The sequence below is a fragment of the Mycobacterium sp. SMC-17 genome (assembly GCF_045310915.1).
Lineage (GTDB): Bacteria > Actinomycetota > Actinomycetes > Mycobacteriales > Mycobacteriaceae > Mycobacterium.
Genome location: NZ_JBJIAK010000010.1, coordinates 1 through 19,010, shown reverse-complemented (window position 1 = coordinate 19,010; position 19,010 = coordinate 1). Strand labels below are relative to the sequence as shown.

General features: G+C 67.9%; 18 protein-coding genes and 1 tRNA gene. 13 read left to right on the top strand and 6 right to left on the bottom strand.

The window, feature by feature from the left end; genetic code table 11:
* Positions 1-65 precede the first annotated feature (65 nt).
* A complete protein-coding gene (locus tag ACJH7A_RS09080; protein ID WP_346416901.1) occupies positions 66-956 on the top strand; it encodes an alpha/beta fold hydrolase in 891 nt (296 codons plus the stop codon).
* A complete protein-coding gene (locus ACJH7A_RS09075; protein ID WP_406801819.1) occupies positions 956-1,612 on the top strand; it encodes a maleylpyruvate isomerase family mycothiol-dependent enzyme in 657 nt (218 codons plus the stop codon). The genes ACJH7A_RS09080 and ACJH7A_RS09075 overlap by 1 nt, the downstream gene beginning before the upstream one ends.
* Here the strand turns inward: ACJH7A_RS09075 and ACJH7A_RS09070 are convergent.
* Positions 1,584-1,973: a VOC family protein gene (locus tag ACJH7A_RS09070; protein WP_318986544.1), complete on the bottom strand. Its 390-nt coding sequence runs from the start codon at positions 1,971-1,973 to the stop codon at positions 1,584-1,586. The genes ACJH7A_RS09075 and ACJH7A_RS09070 overlap by 29 nt on opposite strands.
* A gap of 75 nt (positions 1,974-2,048) precedes the next feature.
* On the opposite strand from ACJH7A_RS09070, the gene ACJH7A_RS09065 reads away from it, so the two are divergent.
* Positions 2,049-3,062, top strand: a complete 1,014-nt coding sequence (locus ACJH7A_RS09065) for a nitronate monooxygenase (RefSeq protein ID WP_346416898.1) — start codon at positions 2,049-2,051, stop codon at positions 3,060-3,062.
* Between the two features lie 20 nt (positions 3,063-3,082).
* Positions 3,083-3,580, top strand: a complete 498-nt coding sequence (locus tag ACJH7A_RS09060) for a DUF4232 domain-containing protein (protein ID WP_212812536.1) — start codon at positions 3,083-3,085, stop codon at positions 3,578-3,580.
* Here the strand turns inward: ACJH7A_RS09060 and ACJH7A_RS09055 are convergent.
* The 3 genes from ACJH7A_RS09055 to ACJH7A_RS09045 are packed head-to-tail and all read right to left on the bottom strand — an operon-like array spanning position 3,567 to position 6,414.
* Positions 3,567-4,448, bottom strand: coding sequence for a DUF4097 family beta strand repeat-containing protein (locus tag ACJH7A_RS09055; RefSeq protein WP_346416897.1), 882 nt, complete (start codon positions 4,446-4,448; stop codon positions 3,567-3,569). The genes ACJH7A_RS09060 and ACJH7A_RS09055 overlap by 14 nt on opposite strands.
* Before the next feature lie 20 nt (positions 4,449-4,468).
* The gene (locus tag ACJH7A_RS09050) at positions 4,469-5,113 is read right to left on the bottom strand and encodes a response regulator transcription factor (RefSeq protein ID WP_212812534.1); all 645 of its coding nucleotides are present in this window, start codon (positions 5,111-5,113) and stop codon (positions 4,469-4,471) included.
* Positions 5,101-6,414 carry a sensor histidine kinase gene (locus ACJH7A_RS09045; RefSeq protein WP_212812533.1) on the bottom strand — a complete coding sequence of 438 codons (1,314 nt, stop codon included), beginning with the start codon at positions 6,412-6,414 and terminating at the stop codon, positions 5,101-5,103. The genes ACJH7A_RS09050 and ACJH7A_RS09045 overlap by 13 nt, the downstream gene beginning before the upstream one ends.
* Positions 6,415-6,599: 185 nt before the next feature.
* Here ACJH7A_RS09045 and ACJH7A_RS09040 point away from each other — a divergent pair, with 185 nt between their 5' ends.
* Complete coding sequence (locus tag ACJH7A_RS09040) at positions 6,600-7,496, top strand: LLM class flavin-dependent oxidoreductase (RefSeq protein WP_406801818.1); 897 nt, start codon at positions 6,600-6,602, stop codon at positions 7,494-7,496.
* Positions 7,493-8,740: an amidohydrolase gene (locus ACJH7A_RS09035; protein ID WP_406801817.1), complete on the top strand. Its 1,248-nt coding sequence runs from the start codon at positions 7,493-7,495 to the stop codon at positions 8,738-8,740. Before ACJH7A_RS09040 ends, ACJH7A_RS09035 begins: the two co-directional genes overlap by 4 nt.
* On the opposite strand, the gene ACJH7A_RS09030 is transcribed toward ACJH7A_RS09035, so the two are convergent.
* A complete protein-coding gene (locus ACJH7A_RS09030; protein WP_406801816.1) occupies positions 8,680-9,171 on the bottom strand; it encodes a hypothetical protein in 492 nt (163 codons plus the stop codon). The two genes, ACJH7A_RS09035 and ACJH7A_RS09030, sit on opposite strands and share 61 nt — an antisense overlap.
* Positions 9,172-9,351: 180 nt before the next feature.
* On the opposite strand from ACJH7A_RS09030, the gene ACJH7A_RS09025 reads away from it, so the two are divergent.
* Positions 9,352-9,993 carry a DUF1942 domain-containing protein gene (locus ACJH7A_RS09025; RefSeq protein ID WP_406801815.1) on the top strand — a complete coding sequence of 214 codons (642 nt, stop codon included), beginning with the start codon at positions 9,352-9,354 and terminating at the stop codon, positions 9,991-9,993.
* A 71-nt stretch (positions 9,994-10,064) separates the two neighbouring features.
* On the opposite strand, the gene ACJH7A_RS09020 is transcribed toward ACJH7A_RS09025, so the two are convergent.
* Positions 10,065-10,137: transfer RNA gene (locus tag ACJH7A_RS09020), tRNA-Arg, on the bottom strand.
* A 146-nt stretch (positions 10,138-10,283) separates the two neighbouring features.
* On the opposite strand from ACJH7A_RS09020, the gene argS reads away from it, so the two are divergent.
* The 6 genes from argS (at position 10,284) to rho (ending at position 18,936) form a co-directional block, all read left to right on the top strand.
* Positions 10,284-11,936, top strand: a complete 1,653-nt coding sequence (gene argS / locus ACJH7A_RS09015; RefSeq protein ID WP_406801814.1) for an arginine--tRNA ligase — start codon at positions 10,284-10,286, stop codon at positions 11,934-11,936.
* 23 nt (positions 11,937-11,959) lie between these two features.
* Positions 11,960-13,330 (top strand): diaminopimelate decarboxylase, encoded by a 1,371-nt coding sequence (gene lysA / locus ACJH7A_RS09010; protein ID WP_406801840.1) that lies wholly within the window; start codon positions 11,960-11,962, stop codon positions 13,328-13,330.
* Positions 13,327-14,646: a homoserine dehydrogenase gene (locus ACJH7A_RS09005; protein WP_135355160.1), complete on the top strand. Its 1,320-nt coding sequence runs from the start codon at positions 13,327-13,329 to the stop codon at positions 14,644-14,646. Before lysA ends, ACJH7A_RS09005 begins: the two co-directional genes overlap by 4 nt.
* Positions 14,646-15,713, top strand: a complete 1,068-nt coding sequence (gene thrC / locus ACJH7A_RS09000) for a threonine synthase (RefSeq protein WP_346416893.1) — start codon at positions 14,646-14,648, stop codon at positions 15,711-15,713. Before ACJH7A_RS09005 ends, thrC begins: the two co-directional genes overlap by 1 nt.
* Positions 15,714-15,717: 4 nt before the next feature.
* Positions 15,718-16,647: a homoserine kinase gene (gene thrB / locus ACJH7A_RS08995; protein ID WP_318986533.1), complete on the top strand. Its 930-nt coding sequence runs from the start codon at positions 15,718-15,720 to the stop codon at positions 16,645-16,647.
* A 291-nt stretch (positions 16,648-16,938) separates the two neighbouring features.
* Positions 16,939-18,936 (top strand): transcription termination factor Rho, encoded by a 1,998-nt coding sequence (rho, locus tag ACJH7A_RS08990; protein WP_406801813.1) that lies wholly within the window; start codon positions 16,939-16,941, stop codon positions 18,934-18,936.
* Positions 18,937-19,010 lie beyond the last annotated feature (74 nt).

Sequence of the window (19,010 nt, the reverse complement as noted above, 5' to 3'; positions counted from 1 at the left end):
GACGAGTACGTCGTACGTGTTGAAGTGTAGACGATACGTACAGCGTACTTATGTGAGGAGTTCAGATGACATCAGCGATCCCGGTCGAGCAGTTGCACTTCGTCAGCGGTGGAGACCGTTGCGCCGCGTGGCTCACGTTGCCGTCGACCCCTGGTCCGCATCCCGCCGTCGTCCTGGTGCACGGTCTCGGCGCCACCCGCGACATGATGCTGTCGCAGTACGAACAGCATTTCGCCGCCGCGGGCATTGCCACCTTGTCCTTCGACTACCGGTTCAACGGGGCCTCCGAAGGCGAACCGCGGCAACATATTTCGATTCCTGAACAATGCCGGGACGTCGACGCCGCAATCGATTACCTACAGCGGCACCCGCAAGTCGACGCCGACCGCATCGGCTTGTGGGGCACGAGCCTCGGCGGCATGAACGTGGTGCGGGTGGCCGGCAGCCGCACCGACATCGCCGCCGCGGTGGTGCAATGTCCCATCACTCACGGGCCGGCATCGGCCCGCAGCGTCGGCATCCGGGGTGCGCTGCGGCTGACACCGGCGATCGTCCACGACGCGGTGCGTGCGCTTCTCCGGCGCGGACGTCGCTACGTGCCCATCGTGGGACAGCCCGGGACCGACGCGCTCGTGACGGTGCCCGGAGCCGAGAACGGGTGGCGGTCGACGGTGCCGGCCGGCACCGCGTTCGACAATCGGATCACCGCGGTCGACGCCGCGCTGCTGATCACGAGATCGGCGCTGCGCCATGCCGCGACGGTCCAGGCGCCCCTCCTGGTGTGCGTCTGCGATGACGAGACGCTGATGGATCCGCGGTACGCCCAAGCGGTGGCCGAGCGAGCGCCGCGCGGGATCGCGCGGCACTACGCATCCGACCATTTCGCGATCTACCACCCGCCGCTGGTGCGGCGAGTACTCGACGATCAGCTCGCCTTCCTGACGGAGCACCTCTGATGTCCGCGCGTGATGCGTTGCGCGCCAACGACGAACGATTCGCCGACGTCGTTGCCGGCCTGACGCCGCAAGAATGGGCCGCACCGAGCCTGTGTGTGGAGTGGAGCAACCGCGACGTGCTGGGACATCTGGTGGTCGGATGCAGTCATCCCGTCGGCGCGTTCGTGGGGGAGATGATCCGGCACCGCGACTTCGACCGCGCCAACACCGCCACTGCCACCGAACGCGCACGGGGCCGCAGCGCCGAACGCCTGCTGGACGATTTCCGAGCCGTCAGCGCCCGTCCCGCCGGCGTCGGCCGATACTTTCCGGCCCGGCTACTGCTGGGCGACCACATCACCCACGAGCTGGACATCCTGTTCGCCGTCGGCCGGGAACCGGACATCCCGGCCCACCTGCTCAACGCGGTCCTGGACACCCAAGTCGCCTTCCCCAACCCGTTCGTCCCCGCATACCGCAACAGCCGGGGTCTTCAGCTCAGCGCCGTCGACACCGGCTGGCGTCACGGCACGACCGGGCCGGCGGTGGAGGGCACGGCCGCCGAGCTGATCTCGGTGCTCGGCAACCGGCCGAAGGTGTTGCCCCGGTTGCGTGGCCCGGGCGCCGTGACACTGGCGGACCGGGTGCTCAGCCGCCTGAGCCGTACGGCCGGGTGATGATCTCCAGGTAATGCCCGCTGGGATCCTGGAAGTAGACGCCCCGGCCACCGTCGTTGCGATTGATCTCGCCGGGATGCTGGCCGCGCGGATCGGCCCAATGTTGCAGTCCGCGTTCGCGAATCCGGCCGTAGATCGCGGTGAACTCATCCTCGGACACCAGGAACGCGTAATGCTGCGGGACGACGTTTGTCCCCTCTGGGACCTGGGCGAAATCCAAGCTGACGCCGTGGTTCAGTTCGACGGCGAGGAATGGCCCGCCTTCTTGGGCGGGAGGCAAACCGAAGAGCTCGGTGAAGAAGGTGGCCGCGGCCGAGCGGTCGGTCGAGTGGACGATGGTGTGGTTGAAGGTGATGGCCATATTCCTCCGTTCTACCCGTTCACGAGCGTCGCGTCACTGCCGCGGTGTGCGGCCCCTGCCTGTCATGATCTAAGTATGGCGTTCGACCTGCGTGAGCTGGCAGTTCCGGTGATTGTCGCGCCGATGGCCGGTGGGCCATCGACGCCCGAGCTGGCCGCTGCGGGGTCGGCGGCCGGTGGCCTGGGATTCGTGGCAGCCGGCTACCTGACGGCGCAGACGCTGGCCGACCGCATCACCGCCGCACGCGCGCTGACCACCGGCCCGCTGGGCGTGAATCTCTTTGCCTCGCAGCCCAGTACCGCACAGCCCCGCGAGATCGAGCGGTACGCGACCGAACTCGCTGCCGAAGCCACCCGCTACGGGGCGGCGCTCGGCGATGCGACATTCAACGATGACGACTGGGCGGCCAAGCTCGACGTCGTCGCCGACCTGCGGCCCGACGTCGTGTCCTTCACCTTCGGCGGGCCCACCGCCGACGAGTGCGCGCGGTTGCGGCAGGCCGGTATCACCACCGTCGCAACGGTCACCACCGCGGACGAAGCCGCGCAGGCCGCAACCACTGGGGTGGACGCCCTCGCCGTGCAGGGCCCCGGCGCCGGCGGCCACCGCGGCACCTACGATCCGCTGGCCGCGCCCGCCACGCAGCCACTCACCGAACTGCTGGCCGACGTACTCGCCACCACCGAACTGCCCGTCGTCGCCGCGGGCGGCCTGATGACCGGCGACGACGTCGCCGCCGTGATCGCCGCCGGTGCCGTGGCCGCACAACTCGGCACGGCATTTCTGCTCGCCGAGGAGTCTGGCTCCAGCCCGGTGCACCGCGCCGCACTCGTCGATCCACGGTTCACCGAAACCGTTGTCACCAAAGCCTTCTCGGGACGGTACGCCCGCGGGCTGCGCAACCGGTTCATCGACGAACACGACGAGCAGGCGCCGCTGGGCTATCCCGAGGTGCATTACCTCACCAGCCCGCTGCGCAAGGCGGCGGTGGCAGCCGGCGACCCGGACGGGACAAACGTCTGGGCGGGCACCGGATTCCGGAAAATCCGGTCGGGTTCGGTCGCCGACATCATGGCCGGGCTCGCGTGAGCATCGGGAAAGGAGCAGGCATGCGAACCGTTGTCGCGATCCCGTTGGCGGTGGCCTGCGCCTGGCCGATCACGGTCGCTCATGCCGACCCCGTCCAGGTACCGCGCTGTGCCACTGCGCAACTGACACCGAGCCTCGGCCCGCCCGACGGTGCCGCCGGGACGACGTTCTATCCGGTGATCCTGAAGAACTCCGGGGACGCCCCGTGCAGCATGTCGGGTTATCCGGCGGTGTCGTTCATTGCCGGCTCCGACAACCATGTGGTCGGCGTGGCCGCCAGTCAGGATGCGGAGACCGTCATCGGTGTCGTGGTGATCGAACCCGGCCAGTCCACCGCGGCGAACCTCGGCATCGTCAACGCGGGCAACTTCCCGGCCGACTGTAATGCCGTGCCGGTCAGCGGATTGCAGGTCAACCTGCCGGGTGACACCGAGCCCATCATCATCGGCCATGCTGATACCGCTTGCGCCAGTACGGCTTACCCGACCTTGCGGGTGGGGCCGTTCACCGGCGCGTAGTGACGGTGATGCTGCCATCATCGGTCCGTGCGGTGATCTGAGCGACGGCGCGGGCCGGATCCTCGGTCTGCGGCACGCGCACCTGCGCGTGGTCGCCCGCCTGTGCCCGCACCAGGTACGGCCCACCGGTCGGCACGGTGATGTCGATGTCGGAGTCCCGGTTGGTGACCTCCACGGTGCGCGGAGCGACCTCTTTGAAGTCCACCGCGATGTGGCCATCGGTCGAGTCGGCGATGAACGCGTCGGTGACGACGATCGGCTCACGCGTCTGCACATCGCCGCTCTGGGTGTGGATCTCGATCCGGCGGGCGTTGCCACCGAGGATCACCGCGCCGTCGGTGTTGTGGACGGTCAGCTGATCCAGATCGGTCAGACTCAGCATCACGCCGACCTGCTGCTTGGTGGTGACCGAAAGCCGGTGTGCGACATCGGGAGGCAGCGTCACCATGATCTCCCCGGGCGGCCCGAAGTCGAACAGCGGCGACGGTGTGCCGGTCACCGTGAGGCTCACAGCGCCACCGTTGCGGGTGACCTTCAGGGCCTGGTGATCGTCTTTTGCGGTATTGAGCAGCCGCATCCGGACCCGTGGCTCATGGGCATTGCGGTCGCTGGCGATCCTGATGGCAGTCGGCAGATCGCCGGTGTCGATCGTCAGGGAGCTGAAATCGGCCGGCAGGGTCTCGGTTTCGGCCGCGACGCGCACCGAGCTGATGCCCCAGGCCAATCCGCCGATCCCGGCGGCCGCCGACAGCGTCACGACGAGGGCGGTCACCACCAGCAGCGAGCGCATCGCCGACCGGCCGCCCGGGGTCAGCGCGGGCGGCGTGGCGGTGTCGGCCGGCGGTGCGGTATCCAGATTCGAAGTCATGGGAAAGTCCTTTTCTCTCTTCAGGATTCGAGATAGCGCAAGACGGCGAGGACCCGCCGGTTCTCGCTGTCGTCGGGCGTCAGGTCCAGCTTGGTGAAGATCGATGCGATGTGTTTCTCGGCGGAGCCGATCGAGATGTGCAGCAGCCCTGCGATGGCCGAGTTGGTCTTGCCTTCTGCCATCAGCTGCATGACTTCCTGCTCGCGCGGGGTGAGCACGGCCAGGGTGGAGCGGCGGTGGGTGCGCACCAGGATTTGGGACACCACCTCCGGGTCCAGGACGGTGCCACCCGTCCCCACCGTGGTGACGGCGTCCAGGAATGCCGGGACGTCGGCGACGCGGTCCTTGAGCAGGTAGCCGAAACCCCTGGTATCCGAGGCGATCAGGTCAGCCGCGTACCGTTCCTCGACATAGTGCGACAGCACCAGCACCGGTGACTCGGGATTCTGGCTGCGCAGCAGCGCGGCGGCGCGGATGCCTTCGTCGGTGAAGGTCGGCGGCATCCGGACATCGACGATGACGAGGTCGGGGTTGTGCTCGTTGACGGCCCGCAGCAGCTCGGTGGCATCGGGCACCCCAGCGAGCACGTCGTGGCCGGCGTCGATCAGGATGCGCTCGATACCCGCGCGCAGCAGGGCCGAATCCTCGGCGATCACAATGCGCATGGCAGTACCGCCGTCACGGTCGTCGTTCCGGTTTCGGGGCTCGAGACGGCGAAGGTGCCCCGCGCCGCGCGCACCCGCTCACCGAGTCCGCGCAGGCCCGTCGTGTCGTCGCCGGTCGTCTGGGCCCCGCCGATACCGTCGTCGAACACCGAGATGTGGAGCTGGTCGGTGGGCTCGTGGTAGCGCACCGTGACCACGGCGTGGGTGGCCTGGGCGTGCTTGGCGATGTTGGTCAACGACTCGGCGACGACGAAGTACGCGCACGACTCGACCTCGTCGGAAAAACGTTTCGGCAGTTGCAGTTCCAGCGTCACCGGCACGCCGGCGGTTTCGGTGCGCTGCACCACCGCGGACAGTGCGGCGTCCAGGCCGCGGTCGGCCAGGATCGTCGGCGCGATGCCGCGCACCACATTTCGCAGTTCGAGGAGCGCGGCCTTGGCGTCGTCGTGTGCCTCGGCGATCAGCTTGCGGGCCTCGGGCAGATCCGAGTCGAGCTTGGTCTGGGCCAGCCCGATCGTCATGGCCAACGACACCAGCCGGGGCTGCACACTGTCGTGCAGGTCGCGTTCGATGCGGTGCCGTTCGGTGGATGCCGACGACACCGCGCCGCGACGGGCCTGGTGCAGGGCACTGACCTCGTGCTGCAGCGCCGCCGTGGGCGATGCCGGCAGCAGCCACCGGTCGACGGCGGCGTCCACCCGGGGACCGAACACCAGGATGCCTGCGGCGGCGGCCAGCGCGATGATGGCCAGCAGCCAGGACAGCGGCGGGGAGATGAAGCTCAGTCCGGCAGCGGGATCGCTGTTGTGGATCGCGGTCGCCGCGGCAGGACCGAGCAGCGCGAAAGCCAGCAGGGAGAAGGCCAGCCCGACCGCGAAGATGTCGAAGACCATGCGCAGGTAGCTGTGCGCCAACACCTTCCAGAACCGGCCGCTGCTCACGTCCAGCCACAATTGGTGGGCCCATCCTTGAAAACCGCTGTAGGGCGTCAGCTTTCGGTACGGGACGGCGATGCCGAAGCCGAACACCGCCTCGCTGCGCAGCCGCTCGACCCGGTCGGTGGCGCGGACGGCGTAGACGAACACCACTCCGCCGAACACCGTCCCGATCACCGAGGGGATCGAGGTGACGGCGAGGATGAGCAGGGACAGCGGTATCCAGAACCAGATCATGCCGGCGAACGCGCCGACGATCATCGACGACGTCGGGACGACACCGAGGTCTGATGCGCGCGGCACCGGCGGCGTCGTTGTCGGATGTGTCGGCTCGGCCGACGCGGGGTCTGTAGCTGTTGCGACCATGCCTCCAACTTAGGCACCGGCGAAGCCCCGGGACACGGCGTTTTCCCGCGACATCTCTGGGGGTAAACCCCCACCGGTTCGCCCTGTACCGGGCCTTGCCGGTCCGCTCATGGACGGAGTCCGGCCGGCCGACCCGAACCCTCGCGCTGGACGCGCATGCCAGAATCGGCTGTGTGCAGATCGGGATGACGATGCCAGTGATGGAGCCCAACCTCGATGCGGCAACGCTGACGGCCTGGGCAAGAGTGATCGACGGCGGGCCCTTCTCGTCCCTGTGCTGGGGTGAGCGCATCGCGTTCGACAATCCCGATTCCCTGACGCTGCTCGGCGCCCTGGCGGCCTGGACCGACCGCGTGCGGCTCGTCACCACGGTGATCGTCCCGCAACTGCATGATCCGGTGATGCTGGCGAAAGCGCTTGCCACGGGCGACATGCTCAGCGGGGGACGGCTCACGGTCGGCCTCGGCGTCGGGGGACGGCACGAGGACTACAACGCCGTCGGTGCCGACCCGAAGACCCAGACCATGCGCGGCATGGCCGAGCGGGTCGCGCTGATGAAGCGCGTCTGGGCGGGGGAGAAGCTCACCGAATCCGTGCTGCCCGTCGGACCCGAGGCCGTCCAACCGGGTGGCCCGCGATTGCTGGTCGGCACCATCGGTCCGAAAACCATACGCAGCGCGGCCAATTGGGCGGACGGCGTGGCCGGTACCACGCTGGACCTCAACGTGGACCGAGAGAGCGAACTGTTCGACGTCGCCCGGGAGGCGTGGGCCGAGGCGGGAAAACCCAAGCCGCACTTGGCCACGTCGTTCTGGTTCGCCCTCGGGGAGAAGGACGAAGCGCGCAACCAGGTGCACCGGCACCTGCGCCGGTACATGAACTGGATTCCCGAGGAGTACGTCGACGCGATGGCGCCCACCACGGGCTGGGCCGGCACGGAGGACGAATTGCTCGACGTGCTGCAGAAATTCGATGACATCGGCACCGACGAGGTGCATCTCATCCCCACCAGTTCGGACATCGACCAGCTGCGCCGGGTGGCCGACGTGGTCAAGGACTTCACCGGAGAGGCGGCGCTGTGAGTCGTGCGACGGACGTGCTGGCCGGCTTGCCCGAGGTGCGGGTGTGGCAGGAGAACCTGTACCGGGACCTGCACGAGCACCCGGAGCTGTCACATCAGGAACATCGCACCGCAAAGCTGGTGTCGGACAAGCTGAACGAGCTCGGCTATGAAGTGACAGACGGAATAGGCGGCACCGGCGTGGTGGGCATTCTGCGCAACGGTGACGGTGCGGCGGTCCTCATGCGCGCCGACATGGACGCGCTCCCCGTCGCCGAGGCCACCGGGCTGCCCTACGCCAGCACGGTGCGCAGCACCGACGCCGCCGGCAAGGACGTGCCCGTCATGCACGCGTGCGGCCACGACACCCACGTCACCTGTCTGCTCGGCGCGGCCGCGCTGCTGGCCGACGGGCGAGATCACTGGCAGGGCACCGCGATTGCGTTGTTTCAGCCGGCCGAAGAGGTCGGCGGCGGTGCCGCCGGCATGGTCGCCGACGGGCTGGCAGACGTCGTCGGCACGGTCGACGTGGCGCTGGGTCAGCACGTCGCTCCGGCTCCGGCCGGATACGTCGGCACCCGCAGCGGGCCGGTGATGGCCGCGGCCGACAGCATCCGCGTGACGGTCTACGGCCGCGGCGGCCACGGGTCCATGCCCAACCCCACCATCGATCCCGTTGTGCTGGCCGCGATGATCGTCGTCCGGCTCCAGACCATCGTGTCGCGCGAGGTCGCGCCGATCGAGACCGTCGTGCTCACCGTCGGCAGCATCAATTCGGGCACCAAGAGCAACATCATCGGTGACCACGCCGTGCTGGAACTGAATCTGCGCACCTACGACGAGGCGGTGCGCACCGCCGTCATCGCGGCCGTCAAGCGTATCGTCATCGCCGAGTGCCAGGCGTCGGATTCCCCGAAGGAGCCGGAATTCGAGTTCTACGACCAGTTTCCGGTCACCGACAATGACGAGGCCGCCACCGCCCGGGTTCATGAGGCGTTCGTCGAGCAATTCGGCGACCGTGTGCTGGCCATCCCGCAGGCCTCCGCGAGTGAGGATTTCAGCGACATCCCGCGGGCGCTCGGCGTGCCGTACACCTATTGGATGTTCGGCGGCATCGATGCCGCCGAATTCAGCCGTGCTGCGGAAGCCGGCCGGATCAGTCAGGACATCCCGGTGAACCACTCGCCGACGTTCGGCCCGGTGATTCAGCCGACGCTCGACACCGGCACCGAGGCGCTCGTGGTTGCCGCGTTGTCCTGGTTGTAATCCTTTGGGTGGTAGGCGATCTCGAAGAGGCACGCCGCCAGGACACACAGCGCGATGGCTTCGATCATCTGGATGATGAGCATCGTCCACGTGGTGTGGGCGACGGCGACGAAGAACTGCATGTTGGGAATGACGACGAACAGGCCGCCCCAGATGCCCCACCAGGCGGCCTTGCCCAGCCCACGGCCCGGGTACAGCCGCAGGAACAGGAAGCACAGCATCGTCAGCTGCAGGACGTACGTGAACCCGAGAAACGGGAACAGGTCCATGATTTCGGCGAGCGGGCGCTGCGGGTAGTCGGCCGCCGGGTAGCTGTTGCCGAAGAGTGCCGGTCCCGCGGTCTTGTGGAAGACGACGTCGAGGATGAACGTCAGAATCGATACCGGCAGCGCGACCACCAAGAAGCGTCCCCACCCGAATTGCTTGCCCATGACATCCTTCCGATCTCGAGATTCGGCTCGTTCCTATCCCGCTCGGGCACGCAGCGGATGCTGGTGTCCCGGCAGCCGGGCACTGAACGTCCGAATGATCTGCGCGAAGTTGCGTTTGACCAGCGGTTCGGCGGGTAACCTCCGCGTTGGACACTGCCTCGGTGTGGGACGGGAGTAACGGTGAAAATCAAACTTGTGGCGCCCGTGGGCATCGCGGCGATCGTGTTCGGTATGGCCGGCATGACGGCGGGCTCCGCTTCGGCGGCCAACAACATCAAGCCGTTCGGACAGCAGGAGACGCTGAACGAGATCGGCTACACGGTCAAGGGCCTGAAGCCGAGCTCGGACCCCGTGCCGCACAACGGCCAGCTCTACTCGGCGACCGTGACGGTCGAAGGAGTCGGCGGCTGGGCCAACCCGATCACCGCGTTCTTCAACGCCCGGGCCGAGAGCGGGGCAAACTACCGCGTGATCGGTGGCGGTCTGCCGTCGGCACCGCCCGGCGGGACGTCGACCGGCAAGCTCTACTTCGACGTCGTCGGCGACGTGCCCAACAGCGTCGTCTACAACGACGGTATGCAGGACCTGCTGGTCTGGGTGCCGCGCGGTCCCGTGGGCGACGCATCTGAGGATGTTTCCGACACTCCTGTCGGCACCAGCGAGATCATCGGCACCCCACCCGCCGAGAGCGCACCGCCTGCCGAGGGGACCCCGACCGGGGGCAATCTGTTCACCCCTGAAGTCATGGCGCCGCCGCCCTTCGAGCTCTCCGAGTCAGACGTGGCGTCACCGGGGTACAACTCGGGTAGTGGCCGTCGCTGAGCACTCTGATTGCGGTCGGGGGTGCTTGGGCCGGCAAGACGTGCGGAACCGCACGTGAAAGTTTGATTGGGTGCCCCCGGCAGGATTCGAACCTGCGGCCTTCTGCTCCGGAGGCAGACGCTCTATCCCCTGAGCTACGGGGGCGCTTGATGCTGGCGAGCCAGCGGCGCCGTTGGGCGATCACAGACTAGCGCATCGGTGGCCCGCCTCCCGAATCGGTGCGGACTGCCTACCGACCAGCAGGTGACCGATGACAAGCCTGAGCAGCTCAGCCCATAGGATGGACCCCCGTGACCCCCGCCGATCTGGCTGAACTGCTCAAGAACACCGCCGCCGTGGTCCTGGTCGAACACGACCTGGACCTCGCCGCGCTGCCCGAAACAGTGGCCATCGAGCGTCCGCGCAACCCCGAGCACGGTGATTACGCGACCAACCTGGCGCTGCAGCTGGGCAAGAAGGTCGGCGTCAACCCACGTGACCTGGCCGAATGGCTCGCAGAGCGGCTGAACGACGCCGACGGTATCGCCGACGCCACCGTTGCCGGTCCGGGCTTCGTGAACCTGCGCATCGAGGCGTCCGCGCAGAGCGTCGTCATTCTCAACGTGTTGGGCGCCGGCGACCGCTACGGCACCTCCGAAGAGCTCAAGGGCCGCCACATCAACCTGGAGTTCGTCTCGGCGAACCCGACCGGACCCATCCACATCGGCGGCACCCGCTGGGCCGCCGTCGGTGACGCGCTGGGCCGCCTGCTGGCGACGCAGGACGCCACCGTCGTCCGCGAGTACTACTTCAACGACCACGGCGGGCAGATCGACCGCTTCGCCCGCTCGCTGGTCGCGGCGGCCAAGGGCGAGCCGGCCCCGGAGGACGGCTACGGCGGCGACTACATCAAGGACATCGCCGCCGACGTCGTGGCCAAGCGGCCCGACGCGCTGAGCCTGCCCGCCGACGAGTGTCAGGAAGTCTTCCGTGAGCTCGGCGTGGACCTGATGTTCGGCCAGATCAAGCAGTCGCTGCACGACTTCGGCACCGACTTCGACGTCTACACCCACGAAGACTCGATGCACACCTCGGGCCGGGTGCAGGAAGCCATCGACAAGCTGCGCGACAACGGCTCGATCTACGAGCAGGACGGCGCAATCTGGTTGCGCACCACCGACTTCGGTGACGACAAGGACCGCGTCGTCATCAAGAGCGACGGCAACCCCGCGTACGTCGCCGGTGACATCGCGTACTACCTGGACAAGCGCCAGCGCGGTTTCGACCTGTGCATCTACATGCTCGGCGCCGACCACCACGGTTACATCGGCCGTCTCAAGGCCGTCGCCGCCGCGCTCGGCGAGGACCCGGCCACCGTCGAGGTGCTGATCGGCCAGATGGTCAACCTGCTCAAGGACGGCCAGCCGATGCGCATGAGCAAGCGCGCCGGCACCGTGATCACCCTCGAGGACCTGGTCGACGCCATCGGCGTGGACGCGGCGCGCTATGTGCTGATCCGGTCGTCGGTGAACAGCCCCATCGACATCGATCTGGGGTTGTGGGCCAGCGCGTCCAACGAAAACCCGGTCTACTACGTGCAATACGCGCACGCGCGGCTGTCGGCCCTGGCGCGCAACGCGGCCGACCTCGGCCTGCAGTCCGACCTTGGTCACCTCGACCTACTCAGCCACGATCGCGAAGCCACGCTGATGCGCACCATCGGCGAGTTCCCGCGGGTCCTCAAAACCGCTGCGGCCCTCCGGGAACCGCACCGTGTGTGCCGGTACCTGGAAGACCTGGCCGGTGACTACCACCGGTTCTACGACTCCTGCCGCGTGCTCCCGATGGGCGACGAAGAGCACAGCGACCTGCACCGGGCGCGCCTGGCGCTGTGCGCGGCCACCCGCCAGGTCATCGCCAACGGTCTGCAGATCCTCGGCGTGAGCGCCCCGGAGCGGATGTGAGCGGGCAGCCGACCGGCAACGTGGTGCCGGAGAAGCCGCAGACCCCCGACGAGGTCAACCTGCTGGCGCCGAATGTCTGGCCGCGCAACCTGGTTCGGGGTGCCGACGGGCAGGTCAGCATCGCTGGTGTGACGGTCGGTGCACTGGCCGAGCAGTTCGGCACGCCGCTGTTCGTCATCGACGAGGACGACTTCCGCTCGCGGTGCCGCGAGATCGCCGACGCCTTCGGTGGCGGCGAGCACGTGCACTACGCCGGAAAAGCCTTCCTGTGCGCCGAGATCGCGCGCTGGGTCGCGCAGGAGGGCCTGTGCCTCGACGTCGCCACCGGCGGCGAACTGGCCGTGGCCCTGCACGCCGACTTCCCGGCCGAGCGAATCACGGTGCACGGCAACAACAAATCGGTCTCTGAACTGACCGCCGCGGTCGCGGCCGGCGTCGGGCACATCGTGCTGGACTCCGAGATCGAGATCGAACGCCTGGAGGCCATCGCCGGCGCGGCCGCTGTGGTGCAGGACGTCCTGGTCCGTGTGACCCCGGGCGTCGAGGCGCACACCCACGAGTTCATCTCCACCGCCCACGAGGACCAGAAGTTCGGTCTCTCGCTGGCGAGCGGCGCGGCGATGGACGCGGTGCGCCAGGTCTTCGCCACCGACAACCTGCGGCTGGTCGGTCTGCACTGCCACGTCGGCTCGCAGATCTTCGACGTCGCCGGGTTCGAGATCGCCGCCCACCGCGTCATCGGCCTGCTGCGCGACGTCGTCGCCGAATTCGGTGTCGAGAAGACGGCGCAGATGTCTGTCATGGATCTCGGTGGGGGACTGGGCATCTCGTACCTGCCCAGCGACGACCCGCCACCGATGAAGGAACTGGCCGACAAGCTCAAGGCCATCGTCAAGGCTGAGTCCGAGGCCGTCGGCCTACCCACGCCCAAGCTCGTCGTGGAACCCGGCCGCGCGATCGCGGGCCCCGGCACCATCACGCTCTACGAGGTCGGCACCGTGAAAGACGTTGCCGTGTCGGCCGACAAGTACCGGCGCTACGTCAGCGTCGACGGCGGCATGAGCGACAACATCCGGCCGTCGCTGTACGACGCCCAGTACGACGCCCGGCTGGTGTCGCGCGCCAGCGACGCCCCAGCGACGCTGGCCCGGATCGTCGGAAAGCATTGCGAGACCGGCGACATCATCGTCCGGGACACCTGGGTGTCCGAAGATTTGGTGCCGGGTGATCTGCTGGCGGTCGCCGCCACCGGCGCCTACTGCTATTCGATGTCGAGCCGGTACAACCTGCTGACCCGTCCCGCCGTCGTCGCGGTGAAGGACGGCAACGCGCGCCTGATCTTGCGTCGGGAGACCGTCGAAGACCTGTTGAGCCTGGAGGTGAGTGGTCAATGAGTGAAAAGCCAATCGGCGTAGCAGTTCTCGGACTCGGGAACGTCGGGACCGAGGTGGTCCGGATCATCGAGAACAGCGCTGACGACTTGGCCGCTCGCATCGGTGCGCCACTGGAGCTGCGCGGCGTCGGTGTCCGCAAGGTTGCCAAGGGCCGCGGCGTGCCCGTCGACATGCTCACCGACGACATCGAGGCCCTGGTCTCGCGCGACGACGTCGACATCGTCATCGAGCTCATGGGTCCCGTCGAGCCGGCCCGCAAGGCCATCATGGCCGCGCTGGAGCAGGGCAAGTCGGTGGTCACCGCCAACAAGGCCTTGATGGCGCAGTCCACCGGTGAACTGGCCCAGGCCGCCGAAAAGGCGCGCGTGGACCTGTATTTCGAAGCGGCCGTCGCCGGTGCGATCCCGGTGATCCGTCCGCTGACCCAGTCTCTGGCGGGTGACGTCGTGTGCCGGGTGGCCGGCATCGTCAACGGCACCACCAACTACATCCTGTCGGCGATGAGCGAGACCGGCGCCGACTACGCCGACGCGCTCGCCGAAGCCGGCGTGCTGGGCTATGCCGAGGCCGACCCGACCGCCGACGTCGAGGGCTACGACGCCGCCGCCAAGGCCGCGATCTTGGCGTCCATCGCGTTCCACACCCGGGTCACCGCCGACGACGTCTACCGCGAGGGCATGACGAAGGTCAGTGCCGCCGACTTCGAGTCCGCCAAGGCGCTGGGCTGCACCATCAAGTTGCTCGCCATCTGCGAGCGGCTGACCACCGGTAAAGGCAAGCAACGGGTTTCGGCCCGTGTCTACCCGGCACTGGTGCCGCTGGATCACCCGCTCGCCTCGGTCAACGGCGCGTTCAACGCGGTCTTCGTGGAGGCCGAGGCCGCCGGCGAGCTGATGTTCTACGGCCGCGGCGCCGGTGGGGCGCCGACCGCGTCGGCCGTCATGGGTGACGTCGTCATGGCCGCGCGCAACCGCGTGCAGGGTGGCCGTGGTCCGCGGGAGTCGAAGTACGCCAAGCTGCCGATCGCCTCGATCGGCGCCATCGAGACCCGCTACTACGTCAGCATGAACGTGGCAGACAAGCCCGGTGTGTTGTCTTCTGTCGCAGCCGAATTCGGCAAGCGCGAGGTCAGCATCGCCGAGGTTCGCCAGGAGGGCATGGAGGACGAGTCCGGCCAGCGCAGCGGCGCCCGCATCGTCGTCGTCACCCACCGGGCCACCGATGAAGCGCTTTCGGAAACCGTTGCGGCCCTTGCCGATCACGAAGCAGTGCAGAGCATCAACAGCGTGCTGCGCATGGAAGGAACCAGTAAGTAATGAGCGTGCACAAGCCGTGGCCCGGCCTGATCGAGGCCTACCGGGACCGTCTGCCCGGCACCGAGAACTGGACGCCGGTCACCCTGCTCGAGGGTGGCACCCCGCTCATCCACGCCAAGCGGCTGAGCGAACAGACCGGCTGCACAGTGCATTTGAAGGTCGAGGGACTGAACCCGACCGGTTCGTTCAAGGACCGTGGCATGACCATGGCCGTGAGTGACGCCGTCGCCCGCGGCCAGAAGGCCGTGCTGTGCGCGTCCACCGGTAACACCTCGGCGTCGGCGGCCGCCTACGCGGCGCGTGCCGGTATCACCTGCGCGGTGCTGATCCCGCAGGGCAAGATCGCGATGGGCAAGCTGGCGCAGGCAGTCATGCACGGCGCCAAGATCATTCAGGTCGACGGCAACTTCGACGACTGTCTGGAGCTGGCCCGCAAGCTGACCGCCGACTACCCGACCATCGCCCTGGTCAACTCCGTCAACCCGGTCCGCATCGAGGGCCAGAAGACCGCCGCGTTCGAGATCGTCGACGCCCTCGGCACCGCCCCTGACGTGCACTCGCTGCCCGTCGGCAACGCCGGCAACATCACCGCCTACTGGCGCGGCTACAGCGAATACCACCGCGACGGCGTGTCCGACCGGCTGCCCCGCATGCTCGGCACACAGGCCGCCGGTGCGGCGCCGCTGGTGCTCGGCGAGCCCGTCAAGAACCCCGAGACCATCGCCACCGCGATCCGGATCGGTTCGCCGGCTTCGTGGGACGGCGCCGTCGCGGCACGGGAGCAGTCGGACGGTCGCTTCCTCGCTGCCACCGACGAAGAGATCCTGGCCGCGTACCACCTGGTCGCCAAGGCCGAAGGCGTGTTCGTCGAGCCGGCCTCGGCCGCCAGCATCGCCGGTCTGCTCAAGTCCATCGAGGACGGCTGGGTCAAGCCCGGCTCGACCGTGGTCTGCACCGTCACCGGCAACGGCCTCAAGGACCCCGACAACGCCCTCAAGGGTATGCCCGAGGTCAAGGCCATCCCGGTCGATCCGACCGCCGTGGTCGAACAGCTCGGACTGGTCTGACGCAGTGACCGAAAACCTGCCCGCCGGCCTGCTCGCCACCGCCGTCGTCCCCGCCTCGAGCGCCAATCTCGGCCCCGGCTTCGACAGCCTGGGACTGGCGTTGAGCCTGTACGACGAAATTCAGGCTGAGACAACCGAATCCGGCCTCGTCATCGAGGTGACGGGGGAGGGGGCCGGGCAGGTTCCGGACGACGAGTCCCATTTGGTCGTGCGGGCGATCCGGCGTGGCCTGGCCGCCGGCGGCGTTTCGGTTTCCGGTCTGAACATCAAGTGCCGCAACGTCATTCCGCATTCACGCGGCCTCGGCTCATCGGCCGCCGCAGTAGTGGGCGGTTTGGCGGTGGCCAATGGCCTTATCGCCCAATCTGGTTCGCAGCCGCTGACGCTCGATCAGCTGGTCCAGCTGTCGTCGGAGTTCGAGGGGCATCCGGACAACGCCTCGGCCGCCGTGCTGGGCGGTGCGGTGGTGTCCTGGACCGAGCCCGGCCCGGTGTACGCGGCCGCGCCGCTGACGCTGCATCCCGACATCCACCTGTTCCCGGCGATTCCGCAGGTGCGGTCGTCGACCGCCGAGACCCGCGCGGTGCTTCCCGAGCAGATCGCGCACAAGGACGCCACGTTCAACGTCAGCCGGGCCGCGCTCCTGGTGGTGGCGCTCACGCAGCGTCCAGATTTGCTGATGGCGGCCACCGAAGACGTGATGCACCAGCCGCAGCGCGCGGCGGCGATGCCGGCCTCGGCGGAATATCTGGCGATGCTCCGGCGTTCTGGGGTGGCAGCAGTGCTTTCTGGTGCTGGACCTGCGGTTATCGCATTCAGCACCGAGCCCGAACTACCGGCCGAAGTCCTCGAATTCGGTGCGGCCAACGGTTTCGCCGTCGAGAAGATGGCGGTGGGCCAAGGGGTTCGCTGGACCGTCGGTGCCGGCGTTTAGCGGAGAGCACACGCCGAGTGGCAATTCTTGCTTCATTGTCGGATGAGAGATATTCTCGCAGCGTCCAGCAATCGCAGGCTCTAGTACCTGCGCCTACGGTAGGACGACCACTCTTCTCTTTGATGTTCAACTCGTGGACTGATGGTTCGCCGCACGGCGACAAATCCTGGTGCCTGGCTGTTGCAGTGCCTCAGCCGACCCGGCATTTGACGAATGCGGTTCGGGGAAGCCGTCCGACTGCGAACCAAACCCTCGCCTGATCAGCTGCGCGAGGGCACAGAAAGGAAATCCGTGACTGATACGGACCTCTTCACCGCCGACGGCAACACTGATGCCCCGGCAACTGAAGCGCCGGCGGCCGGACGCTCCGGATCGCTGACCAGTCTTCTGCTCCCCGACCTGCGCGCGCTCGCCGCCGAGGCCGGCGTCAAGGGCACCTCCGGCATGCGCAAGAGCGAACTGATCGCCGCCATCCGGGAACACCGTGGCGAGGCCAACGGCGCCAAGAGCGAAGCCAAGGCCGCCAAGGCCGAAGCCAAGAACGAGACCAAGGCCGCCGAGGCCGTGAACGGCACCGACGCCCCCACCGAGGCCAAGGAAGCCCAGGCTCCGGCCTCGAACACCGACAGCGACGCTGCCGCCCCCGCCGCCGAGCAGGCCCCGCGCCGCGAGCGCCGCGGCGCGTCGCGCCGGGCCGGTGCGCCCGCCGACGGTGACGCTGCCGACGCCGGTGACAAGCCCGCCGAAAAGGCCGACAAGGGCGAGAACACGGACAACGCCGAGGCCCCGCGCGAGGAGCGCAACCGCGAGCGGAACGCCGACAACAGCAACCAGGGCGGCAACAAGGCCGAAGGTAGCCAGGGTGGCAACCGCGACCAGGGCGGCAACCGCGACCGCGGTGGCGACAACCAGGGCGGCGGCAACCGCAACCAGGGCGGCAACCGCGATCAGGGTGGCAACCGCGACCAGGGTGGCAACCGCGACCAGGGCGACAACGCCAACAACAATGACGACGACGACAGCCGCCAGGGCCGTCGTGGCCGTCGGTTCCGGGACCGCGACCGTCGTCGTCGTGGCGAGCGCGGCGACAACCAGGGCGGCAACGCCGAGACCGAACTGCGCGAAGACGACGTCCTGCAGCCGGTCGCCGGCATCCTCGACGTGCTGGACAACTACGCGTTCGTCCGCACCTCGGGCTACCTGGCCGGACCGAACGACGTCTACGTCTCGATGAACATGGTCCGCAAGAACGGACTGCGCCGCGGCGACGCGGTGACCGGCGCCGTGCGGGTCCCACGCGAGGGCGAGAACACCGGTGGCGGCAACAACCCGCGCCAGAAGTTCAACCCGCTGGTGCGTCTGGACAGCGTCAACGGTGGTCCGGTCGAAGCCGCGCGCAACCGGCCCGACTTCACCAAGCTGACCCCGCTGTACCCGAACCAGCGGCTGCGTCTGGAGACCACTCCGGAGCGGCTGACCACGCGTGTGATCGACCTGATCATGCCGATCGGTAAGGGCCAGCGTGCGCTGATCGTGTCCCCGCCGAAGGCCGGTAAGACGACGATCATGCAGGACATCGCCAACGCGATCACCAAGAACAACCCGGAATGCCACCTCATGGTGGTGCTCGTCGACGAGCGTCCGGAAGAGGTCACCGACATGCAGCGCTCGGTGAAGGGTGAGGTCATCGCCTCGACCTTCGACCGGCCGCCGTCAGACCACACCCAGGCCGCCGAGCTGGCCATCGAGCGGGCCAAGCGCCTGGTCGAGCAGGGCAAGGACGTCGTCGTGCTGCTGGACTCGATCACCCGCCTGGGCCGCGCGTACAACAACGCGTCGCCGGCGTCGGGCCGCATCCTGTCCGGTGGTGTCGACTCCACCGCGCTGTACCCGCCGAAGCGCTTCCTCGGTGCTGCGCGCAACATCGAGAATGGCGGCTCGCTGACCATCATCGCGACCGCGATGGTCGAGACCGGCTCCACCGGTGACACCGTCATCTTCGAGGAGTTCAAGGGCACGGGTAACGCCGAGCTCAAGCTGGACCGCAAGATCGCCGAGCGCCGCGTGTTCCCGGCCGTCGACGTCAACCCGTCCGGTACCCGTAAGGACGAGCTGCTGCTCGGCCCCGACGAGTTCGCGATCGTGCACAAGCTGCGTCGGGTGCTGTCGGGTCTGGACCCGCACCAGGCCATCGACCTGCTGATGAGCCAGCTGCGCAAGACCAAGACCAACTACGAGTTCCTGGTTCAGGTCTCGAAGACGGCCCCGGGCAACATGGACGCCGACTAGCCCGGATTTTTCGTGGAATGTTGACTGTGGGGGTGTGTAGATAAGCGAAAGTGCCTGTCCTGCAAGGAATAATT

Bases quoted from the DNA above. Each gene is read 5' to 3' on its own strand.
- ACJH7A_RS09055 (WP_346416897.1), bottom strand. From the start codon at position 4,448: ATGACTTCGAATCTGGATACCGCACCGCCGGCCGACACCGCCACGCCG.
- ACJH7A_RS09070 (WP_318986544.1), bottom strand. From the start codon at position 1,973: ATGGCCATCACCTTCAACCACACCATCGTCCACTCGACCGACCGCTCG.
- ACJH7A_RS09080 (WP_346416901.1), top strand. From the start codon at position 66: ATGACATCAGCGATCCCGGTCGAGCAGTTGCACTTCGTCAGCGGTGGA.
- ACJH7A_RS09005 (WP_135355160.1), top strand. From the start codon at position 13,327: ATGAGTGAAAAGCCAATCGGCGTAGCAGTTCTCGGACTCGGGAACGTC.
- ACJH7A_RS09060 (WP_212812536.1), top strand. From the start codon at position 3,083: ATGCGAACCGTTGTCGCGATCCCGTTGGCGGTGGCCTGCGCCTGGCCG.
- ACJH7A_RS09065 (WP_346416898.1), top strand. From the start codon at position 2,049: ATGGCGTTCGACCTGCGTGAGCTGGCAGTTCCGGTGATTGTCGCGCCG.
- ACJH7A_RS09040 (WP_406801818.1), top strand. From the start codon at position 6,600: ATGACGATGCCAGTGATGGAGCCCAACCTCGATGCGGCAACGCTGACG.
- ACJH7A_RS09045 (WP_212812533.1), bottom strand. From the start codon at position 6,414: ATGGTCGCAACAGCTACAGACCCCGCGTCGGCCGAGCCGACACATCCG.
- ACJH7A_RS09075 (WP_406801819.1), top strand. From the start codon at position 956: ATGTCCGCGCGTGATGCGTTGCGCGCCAACGACGAACGATTCGCCGAC.
- ACJH7A_RS09050 (WP_212812534.1), bottom strand. From the start codon at position 5,113: ATGCGCATTGTGATCGCCGAGGATTCGGCCCTGCTGCGCGCGGGTATC.
- thrC (WP_346416893.1), top strand. From the start codon at position 14,646: ATGAGCGTGCACAAGCCGTGGCCCGGCCTGATCGAGGCCTACCGGGAC.
- ACJH7A_RS09030 (WP_406801816.1), bottom strand. From the start codon at position 9,171: ATGGGCAAGCAATTCGGGTGGGGACGCTTCTTGGTGGTCGCGCTGCCG.